The sequence below is a fragment of the Pantoea sp. FN0305 genome (assembly GCF_050113845.1).
Classification (GTDB): domain Bacteria; phylum Pseudomonadota; class Gammaproteobacteria; order Enterobacterales; family Enterobacteriaceae; genus Mixta; species Mixta alhagi.
This window is the reverse complement of sequence record NZ_JBNJSN010000006.1, coordinates 46,216-68,671: the sequence shown is the minus strand read 5'-3', so window position 1 is coordinate 68,671 and position 22,456 is coordinate 46,216. Positions and strand designations below refer to the sequence as shown.

Sequence of the window (22,456 nt, the reverse complement as noted above, 5' to 3'; positions counted from 1 at the left end):
TGCCAGCGTGGATCAGATGGCCAGCGCCAGTTCCGTTCCCTGGGCGATAGCGCGGCGCGCATCCAGCTCCAGCGCCACATCCGCGCCACCGATAATATGCACTGGCTTACCTGCCGCCTGCAAGGGAACCGCCAGCGTCCGGTCAGGCTCCTGACCGGCGCAGATAATCACGTTATCCACCGCCAGCGTGAGCGGTTGGCCGTCGCGCAGGATATGCAGCCCCTCATCGTCAATGCGCTGATACTGCACATTGCCCCACATCTCTACGCCGCGCGCCAGCAGAGTGCTGCGGTGGATCCAGCCGGTGGTTTTCCCCAGCCCGGTGCCCGGCTTGCCCGCTTTGCGCTGCAGCAACCAAATCTGACGCGGGCTGCCGACGGGCTGCGGCGTGGTTAACCCGCCGCGCTGCTGCAGACTTTTATCGATCCCCCACTCCTGGCAGAAGGCATCAATATTCAGGCTGCTGGCATTATCGCTGTGGCTGAGATAGCTGGCGGTATCGAAGCCGATGCCGCCAGCGCCAATAATCGCAACGCGTGCACCCACCGGTTTTTTATCGCGCAGCACCTGCAGATAGTTCAGCACCTTGCTGTGCGATATGCCTTCAATCGCTGGCGTACGCGGCACGATGCCGCTGGCCAGGATCACCTCGTCAAAATCGTGCAGCATTTCCGCGTCGGCACGGCAGTTCAGGCGGGTCTCCACGTTGTAGCGCTGTAGCTGGGTACGGTAGTAACGCAGCGCTTCATTAAATTCTTCTTTGCCAGGGATCTGGCGCGCCACGTTAAACTGACCGCCAATAGCGCTGGCGGCATCGAACAGTGTGACCTGATGGCCGCGCATGGCGGCATTTACCGCAAACGCCAGACCAGCGGGGCCTGCGCCAACTACCGCCAGCTTTTTCTGCTGGCGGGCGGGCGTCACCGGCATCAGTGTTTCATGACAGGCGCGTGGGTTAACCAGACAGGAAGTCACTTTGCCCGCAAAAATTTGATCGAGGCAGGCCTGATTGCAGCCGATGCAGGTATTGATCTCGGCAGCGCGGTTGGCCTGCGCCTTAGCGACAAAAGCAGCATCCGCAAGGAAAGGCCGTGCCATTGAGATCATATCCGCACAGCCCTTATCCAGCAGTTGCTGCGCTACCTCCGGCTGGTTGATGCGGTTGGTGGCGATCAGCGGCAGCGTCACATGCTGTCGCAGAAGGCGCGTGACCCAGCCGAAAGCAGCGCGCGGAACCGAGGTAGCGATGGTAGGAATACGCGCCTCATGCCAGCCGATACCGCTATTGATCAGCGTGGCGCCCGCCGCTTCGATAGCCTGCGCCAGCGCGATTGTTTCTTCCAGCGTATTGCCCTCCGGCACCAGGTCGAGCATCGACAGCCGATAAATAATAATGAAGTCAGGTCCGGTCGCAGCGCGTACCGCCTGCACAATGCGTACCGCAAAACGCATACGATGCGCAAAATCGCCTCCCCATTCGTCGCTACGTTGATTAGTGCGTAGCGTCAGGAACTGATTGATCAGATAGCCTTCCGAACCCATGATTTCCACGCCGTCATAGCCCGCCTGCTGGGCCAGCGTCGCACAGCGCGCAAAGTCCTCAATCAACTGCAAAATGGCCTCATGGCTCAGGGCCTGCGGCATAAAAGGATTAACAGGCGCCTGTAGCGGCGAAGGTGCTACCAGCGCAGGCTGATAGCTGTAGCGACCGGCATGCAGGATCTGTAAGGCGATTTTCCCATCGTGCTGATGGACCGCGTCGGTAATGATGCGGTGATGCGCCAGCTGCGTTTCAGCGTTCAGTACCGAACCGCCAGCAACCACCACTCCTTCCGGGGAAGGGGCTATGCCGCCGGTAACGATCAACGCTACGCCGCCCGCGGCGCGATCGGCATAAAAGGCGGCAAGCCGCGCTGCGCCGTCAGGCCGCTCTTCCAGACCGGTATGCATCGATCCCATTAGCACACGGTTTTTTAGTTGGGTAAAGCCAAGATCGAGCGGATCGAAAAGCGATGGCGTGATCGACATAAAGCTACTCACCTGAATGTTAAATTATTATTAAGTGGTCGGATGAGTTGACTGTAGCGCTCAGGTTAAGAAAGAAAAGCGGCAGCGGGTCAGCCTGTGAGATACATCAAAAAAGTAGCGGGCCTGAAGCAAAACGCCTGCCCGACAAGCGGGGCAGACGTTTAAGACAGAGCCTGAGATCGGGTCAGTCGCGGTTTAACGATCGCAGCCGGGTAAGCAGCATGGCCTCCAGTACCTGCACTTCATTAATCACTTCCTGACACAGTTCATCAAGATGGACATCATCGCTTTCGCTGTCTTCTAACTGCTGGCACAGCTTTTCCAGCCGCACCGCATTAAGCAGGCGCGCTCCGCCTTTTAATGTATGGGCCAGGGTAATGATCTCAGCATGCTGATGACATTGCTGTAGCTGAATGATCAGCTGGCGATGGCTATCAATTGCGCTGGTAATTAGCCTGGCGCAGGCATCAGGATCAACATCGATCAGTTGCTCAAGCAGCCCGTTGCCCGGTACTGCGGGCGCGTTCACGTAAACAGAGGTAGAGATAAAGCTATGCAGGGTGTCGATATTCGCTGGTTTAAACAGGCAGCAATTCATACCGGCATCGATGCAGCGTTGCTGGATCGTCTTTTCTGCAGCGGCAGTCAGGCCAACGATCGGTACCGGCTGCAGCCCCAGTTCCGCTTCACGCTGGCGCAAAGTTTGGGCAAAGATAAAACCATCCATATCAGGAAGATTGCAGTCGGTAATGATTAAATCGATGGCGTTTCTCTGCTGCTCCCAACAAACCAGCGCCTCGCTGGCCCGCTCTGTTTCAATAACCTGATGGCCCAGATAGATCAGCTGCTGGGCCAGCAGCAGCCGGTTCGGGGCGTGATCTTCCACGATCAAAATGCGCATAACGCCGTCGCCCTGATGCTGTCCGTGGTTCTCGTTGACTGGCATATTTTCTTCGCATAGCGGCACACAAAAGCTAAAAATAAACACGGAGCCTGTACCCGACTCGCTCTCTACGCTGATTTCTCCGCCCAACAGATGTGCCAGATGGCGGCAGATACTCAGGCCGAGACCGGTTCCCGCCTGTTGGCTATGTCGATCGCCTACCTGAACAAAGGGATCGAAAATTTTATGCAACTCATGAGGGCTAATACCGCAGCCGGTGTCACTCACTTTCAGGATATAGCGGCCGCGCTTATTTGCCAGCTCGGCGGCGTCCGGTTGCTGATACAGCGTAATTTCTACCTTACCCGCATGGGTAAATTTCAGCGCGTTGCTCAGCAAATTAGCGACGATTTGATTAAACATGGTGGCATCAATCAGCACGCAGGGATGTACCACGCTGAGCGCTTTGCGAAAGAGCAGGCCGCGCGCTTCAGCTTTGCTGTGGAACAGAGCAAACAGCTGTTCCACAACCGTCACCAGGTTGGTGGGCATCGGTTCAGGCTCTAAAATCCCCGATTCAATTTTCGATAAGTCCAGTACATTACCGATCAGATTTTGCAGCGTAGTGGCAGCGTCATAAGCGGCTGTGATGTTCGGCCCAAGCGGTTGCGGCGAGCGCCGCATTTCCAGCTCCAGCAGGCCAATAATCGCATGTAACTGGGTGCGAATATCATGGCTGGTATTTGCCAGAAAGCGGCTTTTAAATTCGTTGGCGCGGTCGGCTTCCTCTTTGGCTTTTTCCAAGGCGGTAAGCAACTCATAGCGCTCGGTAATATCCAGCCAACCGCCAATAACGCCCACGATATTATCTGCATGATCGCGATAGGGCAGCGCCCAGTGCAACGCGTAATAGTCGCGCCCCTCATAATGCATGTTGAGATCCTGCACCAGAGGTTTTCCTTCTTCAAAGGTCTGTTGATAAATTTCCTGAAACCGTTGCCTGATAACAGACTCTGTTGGCAGCACATCAAGCGCTGTACCCAACAGCTGTTCACGTGGAATATGCAGGAAATCGACGTAGGCCTTGTTGCAATGCAGCAGGCGCATCTGTCGATCGCGGACATACATCACTACCGGCGACTCATCAAACAGCGTATTGGTAAAGGTTAACTGGTTTTTTAAGGTCTGTTCTGCACGGGTGCGCTCGCGGATAATGTGCTGCAGATGCCGGTTCCAGAGCAGGATCAGTAGGGCGAGCAGGCCGATCCCCAGCGTAATTTTAATAATGGTGCTGCGGTAATATTGCCAGTAATTATAAGTATCGACGTGACGGGCGTTTTGCCAGCGCAGCACGATTCTTTCCCGCGTGTCACGCGAAATGTCCAGCAGGGCTTTATCAATAATATGCATTAACTCCAGATTTTCAGTCTGGGTGGCCATAACGAAACGCGCAGGCTTGCTGTTCAGGGTGCGGCTGATCCGCAGATGACCGGCATACTGATTATTTAACTGATAATCGGCGATAATTTTGGGTTGAATAATGGCATCAACTTCGCCTCTCGCTAACAATTCAAAAGCCTGCTGCGCATTCTCCACGATACGTATTTTAGTGCCGGGATACTGTTGCTGTAGCCATTTGCGCACAGGACTACGTGCTTCTATCGCCAGCTTCCTGCCTGGCGACGCCGAAAGGGACCAGGCTGGATCGTTATTGTTTTTCTGCACCATTACCCATGGCGTAACGATATACGGGCGTGAATAAACAAGATGAGGATCGGGATGTTCCGGCTCCAGTTCTGCCAGCCGCAGCGCCAGAATATTATTATCCCTGGCGGCGAAAGGCTCAGGATAAACAAACTTCACGCCGGTGCGTTCACTAATCAGTTGCAGAAGCTCTGCTTCAATCCCGGCAGGCTGGTTATCATAATTGACCATTGAAAGCGGGGCGATGTTCCAGTTTGGCACCACGGGAATCACTGGATGTTGACGCAGCCAGATCTCATCCTCTGCATTGAGCTGTAACGGATTGGCTTTAAGCACAAACGTCGAGTCCAGCCCCCAGTTGGTGGCGATGCGCAGGCGGCCCGCCAGGGGTATCTGCTGCAGCGCGATATTAATTGCTTTAGCCAGCTGTGGCTGTGCTGCGGACACGCCAAAAGAGAGATTCATATCAGGAACCGAGCGGCTGGCGCTCAGGTTAATTCGACCGCTGTAGCCATAGCGCCGAATGAATTCGATGCTGGCAGCGCTGCCCCACATGGCATCTGCCTGACCGAAGGCAACGGCAGCCAGCGCCATTTCTGCATCGCGATAGTGCTTCAGGCGCGCGTTTGGAAAGTAGTGTTGCAGTTGCTGGCTAAAGCCAGGGGCTTCAGCCCAGGCCAGCACCGGCTGCATGGCGCTATTGAAGTTAACCGGGGCGCGCTCATTTTGGGCAATAATCGGACGATCCAGCAGCCAGGGTGGGGTAGCGATAATGCCGTCTTCGCCATAGAGATAGGGATTATAAAAAGCCAACATATCCAACTGCTGTTTTCTGAGCGCCTGGATTGCTTCCGCTGGCTTAGCGTAGGAGACGATCTGCAATTCAACATCCAGCATCTTTTGCAGGGCGCCAAGATAATCTGCAGCGATACCAGCGAATTTTCCTGGTTCCATATTGTTGTAAATAGGGGGATGCGGGGAACCCGGTACGCCAACGCGCAGCCGTTGTGGATAATTAAGCGTTTTTAATTCATTAAGCTGTTCTTTCGGCGGCAATACAATGTCGGTATGTACCTGTAGTTCTAATTGCGGCAATTGAGCGAGGGCAGGAAAATTAACAATAAATAAAACCAGGTAAAAATATAAAGTCCTTTTTATCATTAGCGTTATCCTGAGATTTTTATGTTGCAAAAATAAAACCTGGCGGGGAGTAACTTCTTATCTTGGTGTAGTTTTTATATGCGACTTTACTGAGTATAATAGGTTTTTTCCTGCGTAAAAAATAGATGATTTATCGTTTCGTTATTATTTTGAGACGTTTCTTGTATTAAGAAAAATTTTTTGTCATTCATTGAGTGCCGCGTCAGCACGAGAGAAACAGGCTATCAGTATGTTTTTTTTTATGCTAAAAATATCAGGAATTGTCTCAGGTCTCCATGCCTTGTTTAGGCCTCACGCCTACACGGCAAGCTGAGGATAGGGGCCTGGCATTAATCAGTTCCGTTATTTTTATGCGCGTCTGCTCAATCAAGGAAGGGTTAGAAAAGGCGTTTAATAACCAAGACGATAACGACAGATATTAATAACAATCAGGCCAAAACATTACGCCCGTTCTACAACAGCGCGTAACAAATTAATTTATGCGCTTATTCATCGATAATGATTCAAGGAGTGAAGAGATGACGAAAACGATCGCCCGGCCTTTACGGGTAGCGTTACTGGACGATCATCCCATGATTCGCACGGCATTTGAGATCTGCATAAACGCCGAGCCGGATATGATGTTGATCAAGGCTTTTGGCTCCAGTCAGCAACTGTTTACCGAACTGCCGGATTTACAGCTTGATGTATTAGTACTTGATTTCTTATTAGGCGAAAAAGAACTGGATGGCCTTGCCCTGGTCAAGCAGTTGCGTAATCACTATCCACGCTTAAATATTCTTATTTCTTCAGCGATGGAAAGCCCGGCGGTTGTAAAAATGGTGCTTAACGCAGGCGTGAAAGGCTTTATTGGTAAAAGCCAGGATATGAGTGAAATGATTCAGGCGATTCGGCAGGTCGGCTACGGGCGTCACTGGCTGTCACGTGATATGGCTTATGAGATTGAAGATTTATATGTGATCCACGAGGAACTGAGAAACCCGCTGGCAGGGAATAATCAAAAAGGCAGCCTGTATGAAAAGGTCAAGCTACTCAGCCCGCGTGAGGTGGAAGTTATCCGTTGTTTCCTTAACGGCATGAGCGTTTCTCAAATCGCCATTAAATTTAAACGCAGCCGTAAAACCGTTAGCGGGCAGAAACAGTCGGCCTTAAGAAAGCTGGGGCTGCGCTCTGACAATGAACTGTTTAAATACAGTAGTGATTTGCTGTCACGTTCCTGAGCCCGTTTTTCTGCGTTTACTTCTGGCGCTTAACAAACGACCGCAACGCCAGTTTTACGCTTTACAAGGCTGCCGTTATGTCCGGCGCTGGATCCAGGAGTAACGCAAAGCGTATCCGTCAGAAAAATGCGCGTTTCGTCGATAGCTGGATTGCGGCTCAGCGCTGCAGTAAGTACATACCGGCAGCACCTCTATTTGGGCTGCCGGGATTTTCATATCCAGCAGCATTTGTCGTCCCAGCGCCGGAAGATCAAACCAGATCCCCTGGTTCTTTGCCTCTGCCTGAGGTCGTACCGCATGCGGATTTATGGGCTGGGTAGAAAACCATTGCGGCGCGGTAACACGCGGGTCGGAGGTTATCGTCCCCAGTACATCCTGTCCAAGCTCATAACAGCAGGGCGCAATGGCTGGACCAATCGCCACAAACAGGCTTTCAGGCGTAGCACCCAAAGCCAATAACCGATTCACCGCCGCAGGCAGCACGCCAGCCAACGCCCCTTTCAGCCCTGCGTGTACAGCTGCAACATGATGCTGGCGCGTATCGGCAATCAGCACCGGCAGGCAATCTGCAGTATATACGGCCACAGGGCGTGAATCCGTAGCGATCACGCCGTCTGCTTCGCACTGCTTGCGCGGGAAAGCCTCTTCAGACATCACGATAGTAGGGCTATGTCGCTGATGACCACAGGCAGTCTCTTCTGGCGGTGCTATTCCCGCCGGCAAAAAAGCATGGTCCAGCCAGCCAAGCGAAGTGAGCAGAGCAGAGGTACGAACCGGAGCGGCGTTTTGCATAGAGCATCCTTACAGGGAATCAGCGACTGACCAGCGATATCCGTCATTAAACAGGATGAGGCTGGCCATGACTACCAGCAGCCTGATAAATTTTTTTCACTCTGTTAAGTAAATAAACGCAAATTCTTTACGGCAACAATGAATGTAATGATGCACCATAATAATGTTTGCCAACGCCGGTCTGATAAACGATTTATTAATTGCGTGCGTTATTATTTATCGCGCCTCAGACCAACAGGACCGGCGTTTATTAGGCTGTCATCGTTTTTTCTTATGATAAATAACCGGTGGTATGCTCCATAAAAATTGAGATGCCATGCTAATAATGAGATTGACGTCTATTTTATTATAACCTTTTAAAATGCATGGTTTTATTATTATCGTTTAAAATAAAGGAATTTTTATTATTTAACTAATTGTTTTTAATTGGTTTTTAAATTTTTTATATTTTATTGCCATTACAAGTGTCCATAATCCTATTTACTCATTTTATACATTGCCTTTAGATAAAATTACACTCCCACCCTTTCTGGAATAATTGTTTTTTCACAATCTGCACTTAATATAAAAAGTGGTACTACTTATTTGCCGGAGGCTTTATTTGGCTCTTCCGGTATTTCCTGATGAAGTTTAACTGTCGCCCAGGCTTGCCTGTATTTATCCGAATGGAGACGACGACTTTGACGACCCTGAAACCCCTGTTAGCAAAAAACCGTAGCTGGGCCTTACAAAAAACACAGCGTAACCCGCGCTATTTTGAACGCTATTTGCATCAGCAAAAGCCACACTCGCTGTGGATTGGCTGTTCTGATAGCCGTGTACCGGCAGAGGTATTGACCGGTGCCGATCCGGGAGAACTGTTTGTGCATCGCAATATCGCCAATATGGTGTTAACCGATGACGATAACTTTATGAGCGTGCTGCAATATGCGCTGGAGTACCTTGAGGTAAAACGCATCGTACTGTGCGGACACTATGGCTGTGGAGGCGTACAGGCCGCCGTCGCGCTGCCGGACAGTCCGCTGGCGCAGGAGAACTCCCCGCTGTCACGGCGTATTGCTGCCCTGCGCATGGCGCTTACGGATGGGCTGGCAGCGTTTCATGCCGCCGGCGAGGCGGACACTGCGCGCCATAATCGCCTGGTTGAGGCCAATGTACTGGCGCAGTTTGCTAACCTGGCGGTCAGCGCCCCGGTGCTGCAAGCCTGGCGTAGCGGTAAAGAACTGGATTTGTTCGGCTGCGTTTACGATCTGCAGTCAGGACATTTAACCGAGTTAATTCAGCAATCTGCAGAGGAAACATCGCCATGATTCCAAAGACGCTTCGGCAGGATCTGCCTGCCGGCCTTGTCGTGTTTCTGGTGGCGCTGCCCCTGTGTCTGGGCATTGCTCAGGCCAGCGGCTTGCCGCCGTTCGTTGGCCTGCTGACCGGCGTGATCGGCGGGCTGGTCGTCACCTCTTTTAGCCCATCACGCTTTGCCGTCAGCGGCCCGGCGGCTGGCCTGGTCACAATTGTCGTATCATCTGTTGCTTCATTAGGATCGTTTTCCGCCTTCTTGCTGGCGCTGGTGCTGGCGGGCGTGATTCAGGTCGTACTTGGCCTGCTGCGGGCCGGGCGCTTTATTGCGCTGGTGCCCGGCAGCGTGATCAAAGGGATGCTGGCGGCTATTGGTATTCTTTTGATTATGCAGCAGATCCCGGTTGCGCTGGGAGCCAGCGGCGATAGTGAACTGAGCGCGCTGTTTAGCGGTGAGTTTAGCTTCTCTGTGTCGGCCATCATTGTCGCTGCGGTCGGTCTGCTGATTTTGTGGATATGGACGACGCCGGTGGTGAAAAAAGTGAAGGCGCTAAGCTGGATCCCCGGGCCGCTTATCGCCGTACTGTTTGGCGGGCTGGCTACTCTGTTTGGCGAGCGGTTGCAGCCGGAATTTATCACTAACCTGCCGCGTATTTCCTTGCCGAAATTTGATAGCCTCAGCGCGCTCACTGCCGAGCTGGAAAGGCCTGACTGGCAGGCGTGGCGTAATCCGTCGGTGTATGTTGTTGCCGTTACGCTGGCACTGGTGGCCAGCCTGGAAACGCTGCTTAGCCAGCAGGCGCTGAACAAGCTGCGCCCGCAGAATCCGTCACCTTCGCCAAATAAAGAGATGGTGGCGCAGGGCATCGGTAATACCCTGGCTGGTTTTCTTGGCGCTTTGCCCATTACCGCGGTTATTGTCCGCAGTTCGGTGAACGTCAGCGTAGGCGCGCAGAGTAAAATCTCTATTCTGCTGCATGGCGTACTGCTACTGATCTGCGGCCTGTGGTTCAGCGAGTTGCTGAATGTGATCCCGCTGGCAAGCCTGGCGGCAGTACTGCTGTATACCGGTTATAAACTGGCTACGCCGCGTCTGTTTATCGATCAAATCCGCATGGGGGCGCAGCAGTTTGTACCTTTTATCACCACTATCGTAGGCATTATCGCTTTTGGGATGCTGGCCGGTATTGGATTAGGGATTGCTACCCAGATTCTGTACAGCATTTATAAAAGCCATCGTAACGCGATGCATCTTACTCGTTACGATGACCATTATGTTTTGCGCCTGCAGCAGAATCTGACGTTTATGCATAATCCGCGTTTGCAGAACCTGCTGGATGAGATCCCGGAAAACAGTGTGGTGATTGTCGATCATGATAATGTGGATTATCTCGATCCCGACGTAAAAGCGGTGCTGAAAGATTTTGGCGAAAAAGCGCCGCGACGCGGCATACGCCTCAATCAATGGCCGGTGGCGGTAAAATAATCTGCCAGCTCTTGCCGCATTGTAAGCGGGTTAGTCTCCTCAGGCACTCAATGAGTGCCTGTTTTATTTTTACCGGCTGAAGAAGATTCATCCTGCCGATGGAACACACCATGATAAGATGCGCCGCTTCGCCAGAATGACATTGGCGCTCCAGATAATATGCCGCCTTAATGAATTTGCGATGGATACTCTGAAGACGGCAAGAGCAACGCAACAGGTACGCCCGGTTATGCAATTTACGCTTTTTGATAAAAACGGACCGCTCAAAAATGCCCTCATTCTGTTTGTTTTCACTCTGTTCTTTTGTTTTGTTGGCGGACATTTACGTCTGCCCGCTGAGCTGTCGCTGTTCTGGCCGATTAATGCGTTGTTGACCGCTATTTTTGTGCGTTTCTCCTGGCTGCATCGACCGCACTACTATCTGGTGTGTTATAGCGCGATGGTTCTGAACGACACCCTTTTTTCCGGCTGGGCGATACCCGCCTTTACCCTGAACGGCGCTAATCTGCTGTTTATCCTGGTGGCTGTCTCCATGCTGATCCAGAGACCGGGGCTGCTTAACGCCTCGGGTAGAGTAAAAAGCGCGTTGAACATTTTCCCTGCCTGTCTGTTGGCTTCGATTGCCTGCGCCACCTGGGGGGCGCTGGCTCAGGGGCTGCTTATTAGCGAGCGCTTCCTGCCTGCCTGGAGCGACTGGCTAAGCGAACAGTTTTCTACCGGCGTCCTGCTGCTGCCGTTTCTGCTGACGTTGCCGCGAAGGCCATCATTGCTTTCAACGCTGCGGCGCTGGCGGAACTGTCTGCCGATAGCATCGTTAATACTGTCGCTGAGTGCGGCGGTGGTGATTGGCGGCGGCGGCAGTCTCTCGTTTCCCGTACCGGCGCTGATTTGGTGCGCCATCAGCTATCCGCTCTGGCTGACCAGCGGCCTTACGCTGATAACCGGCATCAGCGAAATTGTTTTGGTTATGCATGGCTTGATGAATATTCAGGGGGACGACAGCCTGTTGCCGCTGGGACATCTGGCTTCAGCGAGGCTGGGCGTGGCGACGGTCGCGATCAGTCCGCTGATCGTTGCCGTCAGTATGGATGCCATCCGGCAGCTTAATCATCAGCTGGCGCTGCGTGCTAACCATGATTTCCTTACCCGCCAGCTGTCACGTTCAGGCCTGTACGAACGACTGCATCAGCTGGAAAAAACCAGCGATCTGCGCGCGCGCATAGCCGGTGTGCTGTTGATCGATGTCGATTATTTTAAATCCATTAATGACAACTACGGACATGATGCAGGCGATGCGGTGCTGTTTGAGGTCGCGCAGCGTATGCAACAGGCGGTAGGGCAGGAGGGGCTGGTTTGTCGTTTTGGCGGAGAAGAGTTTTTGGTACTGCTTTTCGGGCTAAGCGATGGACAACTGCTGGAGAAAGCGGAGGCGATTCGTCACCGCATTATGCAGGAAAAAATCATGCTGCGCGGCAGTGGTGTTGCCGTTACCGTCAGTATCGGCGTAGCCAGCGGCGCTCTTGAAACTAATAACGTAAGCGAGTCGTTTAACCGGCTGGTTTCTGCCGCCGATAAACAGCTGTTTATCTCAAAACGCAACGGGCGCAATCAGACAACGTCCTCGCTAACAAGCGAAAACGCGGTATCCCACACTCTTGCATAGCTTGCATCAGAAAAAACCGCAGCAGCTAACCTGCACTGTTGCGGGGTCAGAATTAAGTATGGGTTTGGGCATTAAGAACGGATATAGCTACGAATCACATCGGCGATGGCTTTGTTCGCTTCCCGGCCATTACGGTGTTCAACTTCACTTGCCAGGTTTTCCAGATATTTATTCAGCTTGCCGCCGGTGGGGACATTGCCGAAGGTAATCAGCATCTGGACGATTTGACGCAGAGCCAGCAGCTCCAGCGACAGGCGTTCAACAACAGGATCTTTCTCAGACATACAAACTCCGGCGGATACGTTTCTTTTCTGGGAAGCATCATACGGTGTTGTGCATTTTTCAATCGGCTAAACAGAGGTGATAAGCGGTGGTATTTTGCGCCACCCTCATAACGGATTTCCCTGCGGAAGCGTTATTTTGCTAAGGTTTCGACATTTATCGATCGCGGGCAAATGGAGGTGCGATTTCTGTTAAGCGCTGCCTTTCATGGCCAAGGCTATGGCAGAATCGCAGGAGACCATCTGCCAGGCTAAGCCTACCGCAACGGTTAACACTGGCACCTGGCATCGAAAGCGGTGCTTCATTTGATGTCACAGACCAAATGTAGAGCTTTTTACCTCGGTAAGACACTGCCTGGCTGATTGCGCCAGCGATTCAATCATCTCGTCAGCATCGTACAGATGCAGCGAGGAATAACTCAACCGTAGTGATGAAGTGAAACGCTTTTGTGGTGAAAATAGAGTGCCTGGCAAGATTTTAATTTTCTTCAGTTCCAACTGAGCGCATAGTTCGCTTATCTGAATTTCATTTGGTAAGTTAATCCATAAATGATAGCCGCCCTGCGGCGATATAAAATGTGTTCCCTTGGGGAAATACGCTAACACTTTCTCTTGTGCTATCGCCAGGTGTTTTCGATAGAGTAGGCGCATTTTACGAATATGCCTGGCATAATGTCCCTGCTCAATAAAATCAGCGATAGCCATCTGCGGCGTTATTGCTGTTACACCGGAAGTCATTAGTTTTAAATTAAGTAGTTTTTTCTGCTGGCGATTAGCAAATATCCATCCGGTTTTCATGTCAGGCGTTAAGGTTTTAGAGAAAGAACTGCATAATATAACGCGGTTTTCGCTATCCCAGGATTTTATGGGCCTTGGCCGCGGCAACAGATAGCTAAGTTCACTATAGATATCATCCTCAATTAAAGTGATATCATATTTATTCGCTATATTAAGTAACTGGCGCTTGCGTACATCTGACATGGTATACCCTTGCGGATTGTTGCAGTTTGGTGAAAGGTAAACCGCTTTAATCGGCAACGTTTCCAGCGCAACAACAAGAGCCTCAAGGCTTAAGCCATGCACCGGATCGGCAGGTATTTCCACTGGTGTAACACCAGCAATTTTAAGTAGCTCAAGAATACCAAAGTAGCAGGGGGATTCTATAGCCACTAAATCGCCAGGCTCACAGCTGGCTTTCAAAGCAATGAACAGCGCTTCTTTGCATCCGTTAGTGATAATGACATCGTCTGTCCGACTCTGACAGCCGGCATCCAACATCAAATGTGAAATATGCTCGCGCAAAGCCAATAAGCCTGAGGGATGCCGCCGGGTCTGTGGGGACTGCACGTAATTTTGTGCCTGACGATGTAAAGCGGTAAACAGCGGAGCCATAGAAGGCGCATTCATACAGGGATAACCTGTTCCCAGTAGCAGTCCGGGGTGCTCCATGTAGTACTCAAACTCCACGCTGTTTTGTGACTCCACAGGCTCTGTTGAGAAAGCCTTGATATCATTTGCTGCCATAGGGCGAGGCAATACCGGTATCGTTTTAACATAATAGCCAGACTGGGGTTTAGATTCGATTAAACCATCACTTTCGAGTTGGCGGTAAGCCAGCTGGACCGTAGTTACGCTTACCCCATGATCGCTGCTCAAGGTTCGTACTGAAGGCAAACGCATACCGCTGGAAAAAATGCCCTTTTCAATCCTTTCGCGCAGATGCGCTGCTACGCTCATATAAAGTTTCATGATGAATGAGGTGAACCTGAAAGTGGATGGCTGTAATATTACTGTACTGAAAAAAAGCACAGTTTGACATCGTTTATCCAGCTTTAAATGTTAATCCCCGCAGCAAAATCATGAAAATAATTAATATTTGTATCTTTTGTCTTGTAGACTGGCGTGGTTAACTAATTCACGGTTATTAACTAAGTGAGCGAGTGTAGCGGTAACCATGAATCGTCAAAGCCTTATTCCTTATATGAAAGAATATGAAGAAAAATTTACCGATAGTGGGCTGGTAAGATGGCTGCCTTACTTGATGTATTTTCATCCAACCTCACATGTTTCCCCTGTTGTTAATACCGATAGATTTGGCTTCAGGTATACCGAAAAAAATAAAAGAGCTTTCTCAGTTGCTGAACATAATGGCGAAAAGGGATACAAACTGTTAGCGGGAAGTTCGACCGTATTTGGTATTGGTGCCAGCCACGATCGCTGGACATTATCCTCCTGTATGAGCGAGCGCGATCCGGATGGCGGGCGATGGCTCAACTTTGGCGGGCGCAGTTTCAATTCCACGCAGGAACTGCTGTTACTGACGCTTTACCATCAACATTTACCAAAGATCGATGAAATCGTCCTGTTCTCTGGTTTCAATAACCTGGGTCTGGCGCGTCAACCTGCTGCGATGCGTGGAGATAATGGCGCGTTCTTTAACTGCCATACTTTTTTTGATGCGCTGGAGAGTAAGAATAGTCGGGGGCTTCGCTGGCCTTTTCAAAATAAGCCGCAAGCGGTAAGCGAATCCGTGCCGGGCATGGAACAACAGATCGCTTTCGCCAGCCAGCTCACTTTGAATCATCTTACCGTCTGGCAAGCCATGGCCAAATTACTGGGCGCGAAGCTCACCTATATTCTTCAGCCACTTTCCGGCTGGGTCAGAGAAAAAGGTTCAGCAGAAGAAGAAATCATTTTCGCGGAGCTGGATGAATTGGGTGGCTTCTCACAACAGTATGGTGACATTCTTAAATATGAAGTTTGTGAAGAATATGCGCGTCAGCTACAACATGGTTCAGCTGAATTAGGCCTGAACTTTATAAACAGTACGCCATTAATCCGTGACGCGATTAAAGATGATGACTGGATATTTGTGGATCGCATTCATTTTACTGACTACGGTCACAGAAAAGTATCACAAATTATCCTTGATGCCATTTAACAGAAGGAAATAAAGATGCGTCTTTTAAAGAAAATATTCTCTATTTTCTCGCGTAAAAAGAAGAAGAAAAAGAACGATTCTTCGATTTATCCCATGTTTTAAAAGCCTAAAGGGAAAATAACGTGTGGCGTAAAAAATTCAAAGACACACAGGATCCAGAAATATGGATCGATGATGATGTGCTGACTGATACGATCAGAATAAGCCGACATTCTGCTATTCCTTCCGTTGAGTCACTGGCGGCTGAGATTAATGCATGGTGCGATGAAGCTAAAAAGGCCTGGCAGATATTGCATTCGCAAGCATCAATACGTTCACATTTATTTTCCTTTCAAGAGAAAATTGCAGCCCAGTTGCTTCCCATGATGTCCATTCAGGGGGCATGGCTTCAGGGGCTCTCTGCTCCTGGTGTATTCGAAGACAGCCATCAGCTGGCATTAATGGCGATTCTTGCTGACGATATCGGCGGGGGAGCGATTCATGCTACGCGGTTTGATACATTTCGCGCCTGGCTACTCAGAACAGGGCATCACCATTTAACTGTCAGCTATGCCGATATTGCAGAAACTGAATTGACTAAAGATAACGCTTTCAGGTTACCTGCATTGTTGCTGTCTTTGAGTCGTCGAAGCGATCGCTTTAACGACGAACTCATTGGCATTGACTGGGTCTTCCGCCAAATTGATTTGATGCCGGTGCTTTCCGGATTAGGCCTGGAGCAGGATACACAGCACGCCCTTGCCATGAATTCAACGTTCATGCTGGGCGAGCAAACTGTTCAGCCACTGGCGTTAACTACCGCCATAATAGCGGATTTTAAAACGCATGCCCCTGAACGCCTGACACGTATGCTGCGCGGCGCGATCTGGGCGCTGGAAAACCTGTATTTATGGGATCAAGACCTGCGTGAAGAAGCGGAGTACTGTCTTGATCCTCTCTCTGAAGCTGCAGGCGTGATTCAGCGACTGGCACGTGCTGGTGCAGTTTATCACCAGCAGTTCAGGCTACAGGGAAAATCGCTCTCAACGTGGCTGCAGGATGCCAGAGTGGATCCTTATCCTCTGATGGCAGCGATTGCGCAGAGCAAGCTTGTTGCACCGGGTAAACCTGAGCGCAGCCCGTTAGTCACCAGCCTGATCTCTTTGAAAGGGCGAATGTTTCGCGTTTTTAGCGACGACGATGTGGCTGTACTGAAGCGCTGGATTGCCGGACTGCCTGATTCAAACATGCCGCAGCGCCGGGCCATTCAACGCGTACCATTAACAGAAAGCGTGGCGCTCAATCAACCGCAGCCACAGAAAACACACTATCCTTCCTCGTTGCGACACGCGTATTTCCTGCTGCAGGGACGAGCGATAAGCGGAAGGACGCGACAGTTTGCCGATGATTACATTCAGTTTTGGTTAAAAAATGCCGAACACTCGTTGCGTACCAGTCAACGTCGCTTACCGCTGGCATGGCGCAATGGAGACCTAAAGCAGTGGCTTATGGCACAACACGATGCGCACGGAGAGGCGTTTAGCAACAGCGATCCTGGGACGCTGCCAGCGCGTGACGAGGTGATTCATTCTACATTGCAGTTAGCTCCATTAACGCTGATTGATGGCGGATGGCTGCAAGGCTTCACTGATATTCGTCTGGCAAGCTCAACCATTGGATTTTCTCTGTTCAGAACCTATTGGGATGAACTGGGTAATGGCCTCTGGGAGCTAAATCATCCCAAGATTTATCGTGATGTGTTGCAGCAAATGGATATTCAACTTCCCCCTACCGGAAGCTGGGAGTTTGCGTTTGATGCGCGGCTGGAAGAGGCATCATTCGCACTGCCGGTGTACTGGTTGTCGATTGGCAAATTCCCGGTGCGCTATCAGGCTGAAATTTTGGGTATGAATCTGGCCATGGAACTTTCTGGCGTTGGCGGCGGCTATCTTTCGGCACGGCGTTTTCTAAAGCATTACGGCTTCAGCACCGCTTTTGTCGATTTACATAACACAATAGACAATGTGCAGACAGGTCATTCCGCGTGGGCAGCAGAGGCCATCGAAGCCATGATGCGTCGGACGCCAATGCATCAGCATGAGGCTGTGTGGCGGCGCGTGTGTATCGGATATGAATCACTTGCCCCGCGATATACCACATTAAAACGCCTGTTAAAGCAGGATCGTTTTTCATTCCCACGCAATGAAAGCATTAATCAGGATGCCCGACATCACGCTTATATTAGTCAGCCTGTTGCTGATAATTCTCTTTTGACAGTGTAATCAAAACAGGAAGGTATCAATGGCAAGTTATGTGCTTGGTCTGTCAGCCTATTATCATGACAGTGCTGCAACGTTAATTAAGGATGGTGTGATTGTCGCGGCTGCTCAGGAAGAGCGTTTTAGTCGAATACGTCATGATCCGGCATTTCCTGAAAAAGCTATTCGTTATTGTCTGGATGAACAGGGTATTCAGCTAAATGATCTTGTCGCTGTTGTGTATTATGAAGATCCAAAAATAAAATTTTCGCGCGTCATCTCATCTTTTTCCAGTGGTGGATTAAAATGTGGCCGCGTTTTTTTGCGCACGCTGCCCGAATGGCTGGACTGGAAAATTAATGTCCTGCTGCATATCGATGAGGCTTTACAGGCATTAGGGCTGGGCGTCGCCCCAAAAGTGACCCATTCACAACATCATCGTGCACATGCGGCATCCGCTTTTTTTCCGTCGCCTTTTGAAAATGCGGCAGTGATCTGTATTGATGGCATTGGTGAATGGCAATCAACCACTGTCTGGCACGGTACAGGAAATAAACTTAAATTAGTGAACTCAATATCCTATCCGCACTCAATTGGCTTGCTTTACTCCGCCTTCACCTATTACTGCGGCTTTAAAGTTGATTCTGGCGAATATAAATTAATGGGGCTGGCTCCTTACGGAAATCCTGTTTATGCCGATCTTATCCGTCAGCATCTCGTTAATATCCGTTCGGATGGTTCTTACACACTGAATATGGATTATTTCGAATATCTGTATGGTGAAAGAATGGTGGGTAAGGCGTTCGAAAAATTATTTAACGGTAAAATACGCCAGCCTGAAAGCCCGCTGACTCAGCGTGAATGTGATTTGGCTGCCTCTGTTCAAAAAGTCACGGAAGAGATTGTCCTGGGCCTTGCACGCTATGCCGCGAAAGTTACTGGTGAAACCAACCTCTGCATGGCAGGTGGCGTGGCGCTTAATTGCGTCGCCAATGGCGTATTAAGCCAGTCAAAGATCTTTGAGCGTTTATGGATTCAACCCGCAGCCGGTGATGCCGGATGCGCCCTTGGTGCTGCGCTGGATTATGCCGTAGAGCGCTTCGGCAGACCGCATTTGCGTACGGATGCTGAAGATGCGATGCAGGGAAGCCTGCTTGGGCCTGCGTGGAGTAATGACTATATCGCCGCTTTTCTGCAGAAAAAAGGTTATCAGGCACATTATGAAACGGACGATCAACTTTATAATCGCGTTGCGCAGCATTTGAATAACGGTGCTGTGGTGGGCTGGTTTCAGGGTCGCATGGAGTTTGGGCCACGGGCTCTGGGGGCGCGTTCAATTATTGGCGATCCGCGCAATATTGAAATGCAGCGAACCATGAACCTTAAAATAAAGCACCGTGAATCTTTCCGGCCTTTTGCACCCGCAGTTCTGGAAGAGGATGCAAAGCACTATTTTAATCTGCGTGAATATAATCCTTATATGCTAATTGTCTCGGAAGTGAACGACAGTATTAAAAATCCTCAGCTAAAGGGAAAAAAACAGAATTTAGGCAGCATCAATGAAGTGAGATCTCAGCTTCCGGCTATCACGCACGTGGATTATTCAGCCCGCGTTCAGACGGTATCAGAAAAAAGTAATGTACCTTTTACCCGGTTATTACGTAGCTTCAGGAAACTGACGGGCTGTTCTGTTTTGGTCAATACATCTTTCAACGTACGCGGCGAACCTATTGTCTGTAAACCTGAAGAAGCCTATGCCTGCTTTATGAGAACGGAAATGGATGTTCTGGTACTGGGCAATTATGTGTTGTTACGGCATGAGCAACCCGTGTTTAGCGAAAAAACTGACTGGCGTGAAGCTATTCCGCTCGATTAATGGTGAGGTTAATGATGAAAACAATGCTTGCTGTGATGTTATTCATTTTTGCGCTATTTCCGCTTTATCTGATTCGCCGTGTTTTTAATATTTCTCGTTTTAGTAAGCGCTTCCATCAAGGGGCTACGGGATGGGATAACACAACAGGTTTCAGTGGAGAATAGTGCTGTGTCATCTGTGATTTATAAAAATCTTAATCAGCCACCGGTTGAGGTCACTGGCGGCGAAGGCGTCTGGTTGCATGACAGGCAAGGCAAGCGCTGGCTGGATACATGTGGTGGCGTCGCGGTGTCATCATTGGGCCACTGCCATCCACGTATTATCGCAGCAATGCAGCGAGAATCTGGCGCGTTAAGTTGGGCGCATGCCGGAAGCTTCACCACGCCGGCCGCCGAAGCACTGGCAGACTGGCTGGTTATGCGTTCTGGCGGCATGGCGAAAGCGCAGTTCCTGTCTGGTGGTTCAGAAGCGATGGAGCTTGCGCTTAAAGTGGCCTGGCAATATCAACATGAACGAGGCAAGTTTCAAAAGACTCATATCATCGCACGTCGGCAAAATTATCACGGCAGCACGTTCAACATGCTCGCCATTTCCGGAAACAGTCAACGCAGAGGAATTTACGATCCTTTGCTTCCTGCGGTGACGTTTGTCTCGCCTTGTTATGCCTTTCGCGACCAGCGAGGCGAAGAAACGGATAAGGCATACACCGACCGCCTGGCTCAGGAGTTAGACGAGCACATCACGGCTCTCGGCAGTGACAATGTGTGTGCGTTTGTCGCGGAGACAGTCATCGGTTCCACTGCCGGTGCGGTACCTCCTGTCGTCGGATATTTCAGGAAGATACAACAGGTTTGCCAACGGCATGATGTGTTACTGATTCTGGATGAAGTGATGGCCGGGATGGGGCGAACTGGTAGCTATTTCGCCTATCAGGATGACGGGATTGTGCCAGACATGGTGGCGGTGGGTAAAGGACTGGCTGCGGGTTATCAGCCGATTTCAGCCTTATTAATCAATGCCAATATTCATCAGGCTATTGCTGATGGTACCGGTGTTTTAGCCAATGGTCAGACGCATGTAAATCATCCTTTTGCTTGCGCGATTGCGCTGGAAGTGCAGCGAACGCTTGAAGAGGAACAGTTACTTCCCCGCGTTGTTCGGGCCGGAGAGTTTTTCCGAACCATGCTGAAAGAGTCGCTGTCTGGCCTTGATTATGTGGGCGATATTCGGGGGAGGGGGTTGTTTTGTGGCGTTGAATTTGTCACCGACCGATACAGCATGAACCCATTAGCACCTCATCAACAGTTCGCGGCACGTTTAAAAACGGCAGGACTTGAGCAGGGGCTGCTGCTCTACCCTGGTACCGGTACGGTCGATGGTATTAACGGACAACATATCTTGTTTGCTCCACCTTTTATTGCCGGTGACGACGAACTGGCGCAGATGGTCGAACGGTTCACCGCAATACTTTCAACCTTAAAGATGAAATGAAAAGTCGAAATTTAACAAAAAGAGGATGAATAATGTCTGAAGATTTACGCTGTAAAGATAAGGTATTACTTTCAGTTTGTACGATGGACTGGTGTGACCTTGGCGTTGAATTTGCCAAAACGATTTTTTCTGATGTCGAGGTATTTTGCTGGGATCCAGGTGATGCCTGGCCAGAGCATTTAGAGAATTGGGAAGGCGAATGGATTATTTCGTATCGCGGTGATTTTATCTTCCCAGAGCGTATTTACAAAAAAGCGCGTAAAGGGGCGATTAACCTTCATCCAGCTCCACCTCGTTACCGTGGCCTGGGTAGCCAACACTATGCGATTTATTATGGCGATGAGACCTATGGTTCAACCTGCCACCATATGGCTCCATCAGTAGACAGTGGGCAGATTATCGATGTTGCCAATTTTGCTATTGCACCGGGCGCCACGGCCTCTTCACTGCGCATGCATGTTGGTATCTCCTGCCTGCAACAATTCGCACGACTCATGAGCGATTATATTGTTCAGGGTAAACCGCTGCCGGTTTCTGAGTATCGCTGGGGAGATAGACTGTACAAACAATCAGAACTGAAAGACTGGATGTTAACCATGCGGGAAAACGAACCGGATCACCGTTGCTTCAAGTGATACGCTCAGACATGTTTTTGGTCAGGTGAATGTATGTGGGATATGTCTTCGTTTTTAGCGGCATTGCTGGTTTACAGCATTGGTACGGCGTCGCCGGGGCCGGGTAATCTTTCCATCGCCAATGCCGCGATGAATTATGGTCGTAAAGCGGGTCTGGTTCTGGCAACCGGTGTGATTTCAGGCTCTATCTGCTGGGGTATGTTAACGGCGCTTGGTGTATCAGCCATTTTGATCTCTTCACAGAGTTTTATGATCTGGCTGAAGCTGTTAGGGGCCGCCTATTTACTCTGGCTGACGTATAAAGCGTTACGCAGTGCGTTTCGCCCCGGCGATCTTTCTGCACGAACAACGCAACAGCATCAGAATTTACGAGGCTATTACCTTCAGGGATTAGGGTTACACTTAAGCAATCCTAAAGCCGCATTAACCTGGTTTACCGTCACCAGTATGGGAATAACAGGTAGCGCCCCGCAATGGGAGAGCTATTTCCTGGTGGCGACTTGTGCGCTTTTAGGTGTAATGATATTTGGTCTGTATGCGCTGATTTTCGCCTCGCGTACCGCAGAAAAATATCTGAACCGCGCCCGTCGTAGTTTTGATCTGATCTGTGCGGGTTTCTATGCCCTGGTAGCGATTGGGTTTCTGGTTTCACTTTGGTAACCAAAGCCCCTCTTTTTAACTGATCCCCTAAAGTTGCATAGTTAGATCACAGGGTTGGTTAAAACGTGAATCCGGTATTCTACCGGGCTCATGCCATTGAGT

The 22,456-nt window shown here is 50.4% G+C and carries 16 protein-coding genes; 11 read left to right on the top strand and 5 right to left on the bottom strand.

Features of this window, described 5'->3' with window-relative positions:
* Positions 1-12: 12 nt before the first annotated feature.
* Together ACQE3Y_RS13185 and ACQE3Y_RS13180 are read right to left on the bottom strand one after the other, a co-directional pair.
* On the bottom strand, positions 13-2,028 hold the full coding sequence (locus tag ACQE3Y_RS13185) for an FAD-dependent oxidoreductase (RefSeq protein WP_426981859.1): 2,016 nt from the start codon (positions 2,026-2,028) through the stop codon (positions 13-15).
* A 184-nt stretch (positions 2,029-2,212) separates the two neighbouring features.
* The gene (locus ACQE3Y_RS13180; protein WP_426981858.1) at positions 2,213-5,776 is read right to left on the bottom strand and encodes an ATP-binding protein; all 3,564 of its coding nucleotides are present in this window, start codon (positions 5,774-5,776) and stop codon (positions 2,213-2,215) included.
* 518 nt (positions 5,777-6,294) lie between these two features.
* On the opposite strand from ACQE3Y_RS13180, the gene ACQE3Y_RS13175 reads away from it, so the two are divergent.
* Positions 6,295-6,996: a response regulator gene (locus ACQE3Y_RS13175; protein ID WP_426973339.1), complete on the top strand. Its 702-nt coding sequence runs from the start codon at positions 6,295-6,297 to the stop codon at positions 6,994-6,996.
* Between the two features lie 75 nt (positions 6,997-7,071).
* On the opposite strand, the gene ACQE3Y_RS13170 is transcribed toward ACQE3Y_RS13175, so the two are convergent.
* Positions 7,072-7,788 carry a polyphenol oxidase family protein gene (locus ACQE3Y_RS13170; RefSeq protein ID WP_426981857.1) on the bottom strand — a complete coding sequence of 239 codons (717 nt, stop codon included), beginning with the start codon at positions 7,786-7,788 and terminating at the stop codon, positions 7,072-7,074.
* Positions 7,789-8,453: 665 nt separating this feature from the next.
* On the opposite strand from ACQE3Y_RS13170, the gene ACQE3Y_RS13165 reads away from it, so the two are divergent.
* The 3 genes from ACQE3Y_RS13165 (at position 8,454) to ACQE3Y_RS13155 (ending at position 12,233) form a co-directional block, all read left to right on the top strand.
* On the top strand, positions 8,454-9,098 hold the full coding sequence (locus tag ACQE3Y_RS13165; RefSeq protein ID WP_426981856.1) for a carbonic anhydrase: 645 nt from the start codon (positions 8,454-8,456) through the stop codon (positions 9,096-9,098).
* On the top strand, positions 9,095-10,570 hold the full coding sequence (locus ACQE3Y_RS13160; protein ID WP_426973342.1) for a SulP family inorganic anion transporter: 1,476 nt from the start codon (positions 9,095-9,097) through the stop codon (positions 10,568-10,570). Before ACQE3Y_RS13165 ends, ACQE3Y_RS13160 begins: the two co-directional genes overlap by 4 nt.
* Before the next feature lie 229 nt (positions 10,571-10,799).
* Positions 10,800-12,233: a diguanylate cyclase gene (locus tag ACQE3Y_RS13155; RefSeq protein WP_426981942.1), complete on the top strand. Its 1,434-nt coding sequence runs from the start codon at positions 10,800-10,802 to the stop codon at positions 12,231-12,233.
* A gap of 71 nt (positions 12,234-12,304) precedes the next feature.
* On the opposite strand, the gene ACQE3Y_RS13150 is transcribed toward ACQE3Y_RS13155, so the two are convergent.
* Together ACQE3Y_RS13150 and ACQE3Y_RS13145 are read right to left on the bottom strand one after the other, a co-directional pair.
* A complete protein-coding gene (locus ACQE3Y_RS13150) occupies positions 12,305-12,517 on the bottom strand; it encodes a hypothetical protein (protein WP_426973344.1) in 213 nt (70 codons plus the stop codon).
* A gap of 309 nt (positions 12,518-12,826) precedes the next feature.
* Complete coding sequence (locus ACQE3Y_RS13145; RefSeq protein WP_426981855.1) at positions 12,827-14,251, bottom strand: PLP-dependent aminotransferase family protein; 1,425 nt, start codon at positions 14,249-14,251, stop codon at positions 12,827-12,829.
* Positions 14,252-14,468: 217 nt separating this feature from the next.
* Here ACQE3Y_RS13145 and ACQE3Y_RS13140 point away from each other — a divergent pair, with 217 nt between their 5' ends.
* The 7 genes from ACQE3Y_RS13140 (at position 14,469) to ACQE3Y_RS13110 (ending at position 22,354) form a co-directional block, all read left to right on the top strand.
* A complete protein-coding gene (locus ACQE3Y_RS13140) occupies positions 14,469-15,455 on the top strand; it encodes a hypothetical protein (protein ID WP_426981854.1) in 987 nt (328 codons plus the stop codon).
* Between the two features lie 122 nt (positions 15,456-15,577).
* Complete coding sequence (locus tag ACQE3Y_RS13135) at positions 15,578-17,716, top strand: iron-containing redox enzyme family protein (protein WP_426981853.1); 2,139 nt, start codon at positions 15,578-15,580, stop codon at positions 17,714-17,716.
* 19 nt (positions 17,717-17,735) lie between these two features.
* The gene (locus ACQE3Y_RS13130) at positions 17,736-19,568 is read left to right on the top strand and encodes a carbamoyltransferase family protein (protein WP_426981852.1); all 1,833 of its coding nucleotides are present in this window, start codon (positions 17,736-17,738) and stop codon (positions 19,566-19,568) included.
* A gap of 11 nt (positions 19,569-19,579) precedes the next feature.
* Entirely contained in the window at positions 19,580-19,732 is a 153-nt protein-coding gene (locus tag ACQE3Y_RS13125; protein ID WP_426981851.1) for a hypothetical protein, read from the top strand.
* Positions 19,733-19,736: 4 nt separating this feature from the next.
* Positions 19,737-21,059, top strand: a complete 1,323-nt coding sequence (locus ACQE3Y_RS13120) for an aspartate aminotransferase family protein (protein WP_426981850.1) — start codon at positions 19,737-19,739, stop codon at positions 21,057-21,059.
* A 32-nt stretch (positions 21,060-21,091) separates the two neighbouring features.
* Positions 21,092-21,694: a formyltransferase family protein gene (locus tag ACQE3Y_RS13115; RefSeq protein WP_426981849.1), complete on the top strand. Its 603-nt coding sequence runs from the start codon at positions 21,092-21,094 to the stop codon at positions 21,692-21,694.
* 33 nt (positions 21,695-21,727) lie between these two features.
* Positions 21,728-22,354, top strand: coding sequence for a LysE family translocator (locus tag ACQE3Y_RS13110; protein ID WP_426981848.1), 627 nt, complete (start codon positions 21,728-21,730; stop codon positions 22,352-22,354).
* The last annotated feature ends 102 nt before the right edge of the window (positions 22,355-22,456 follow it).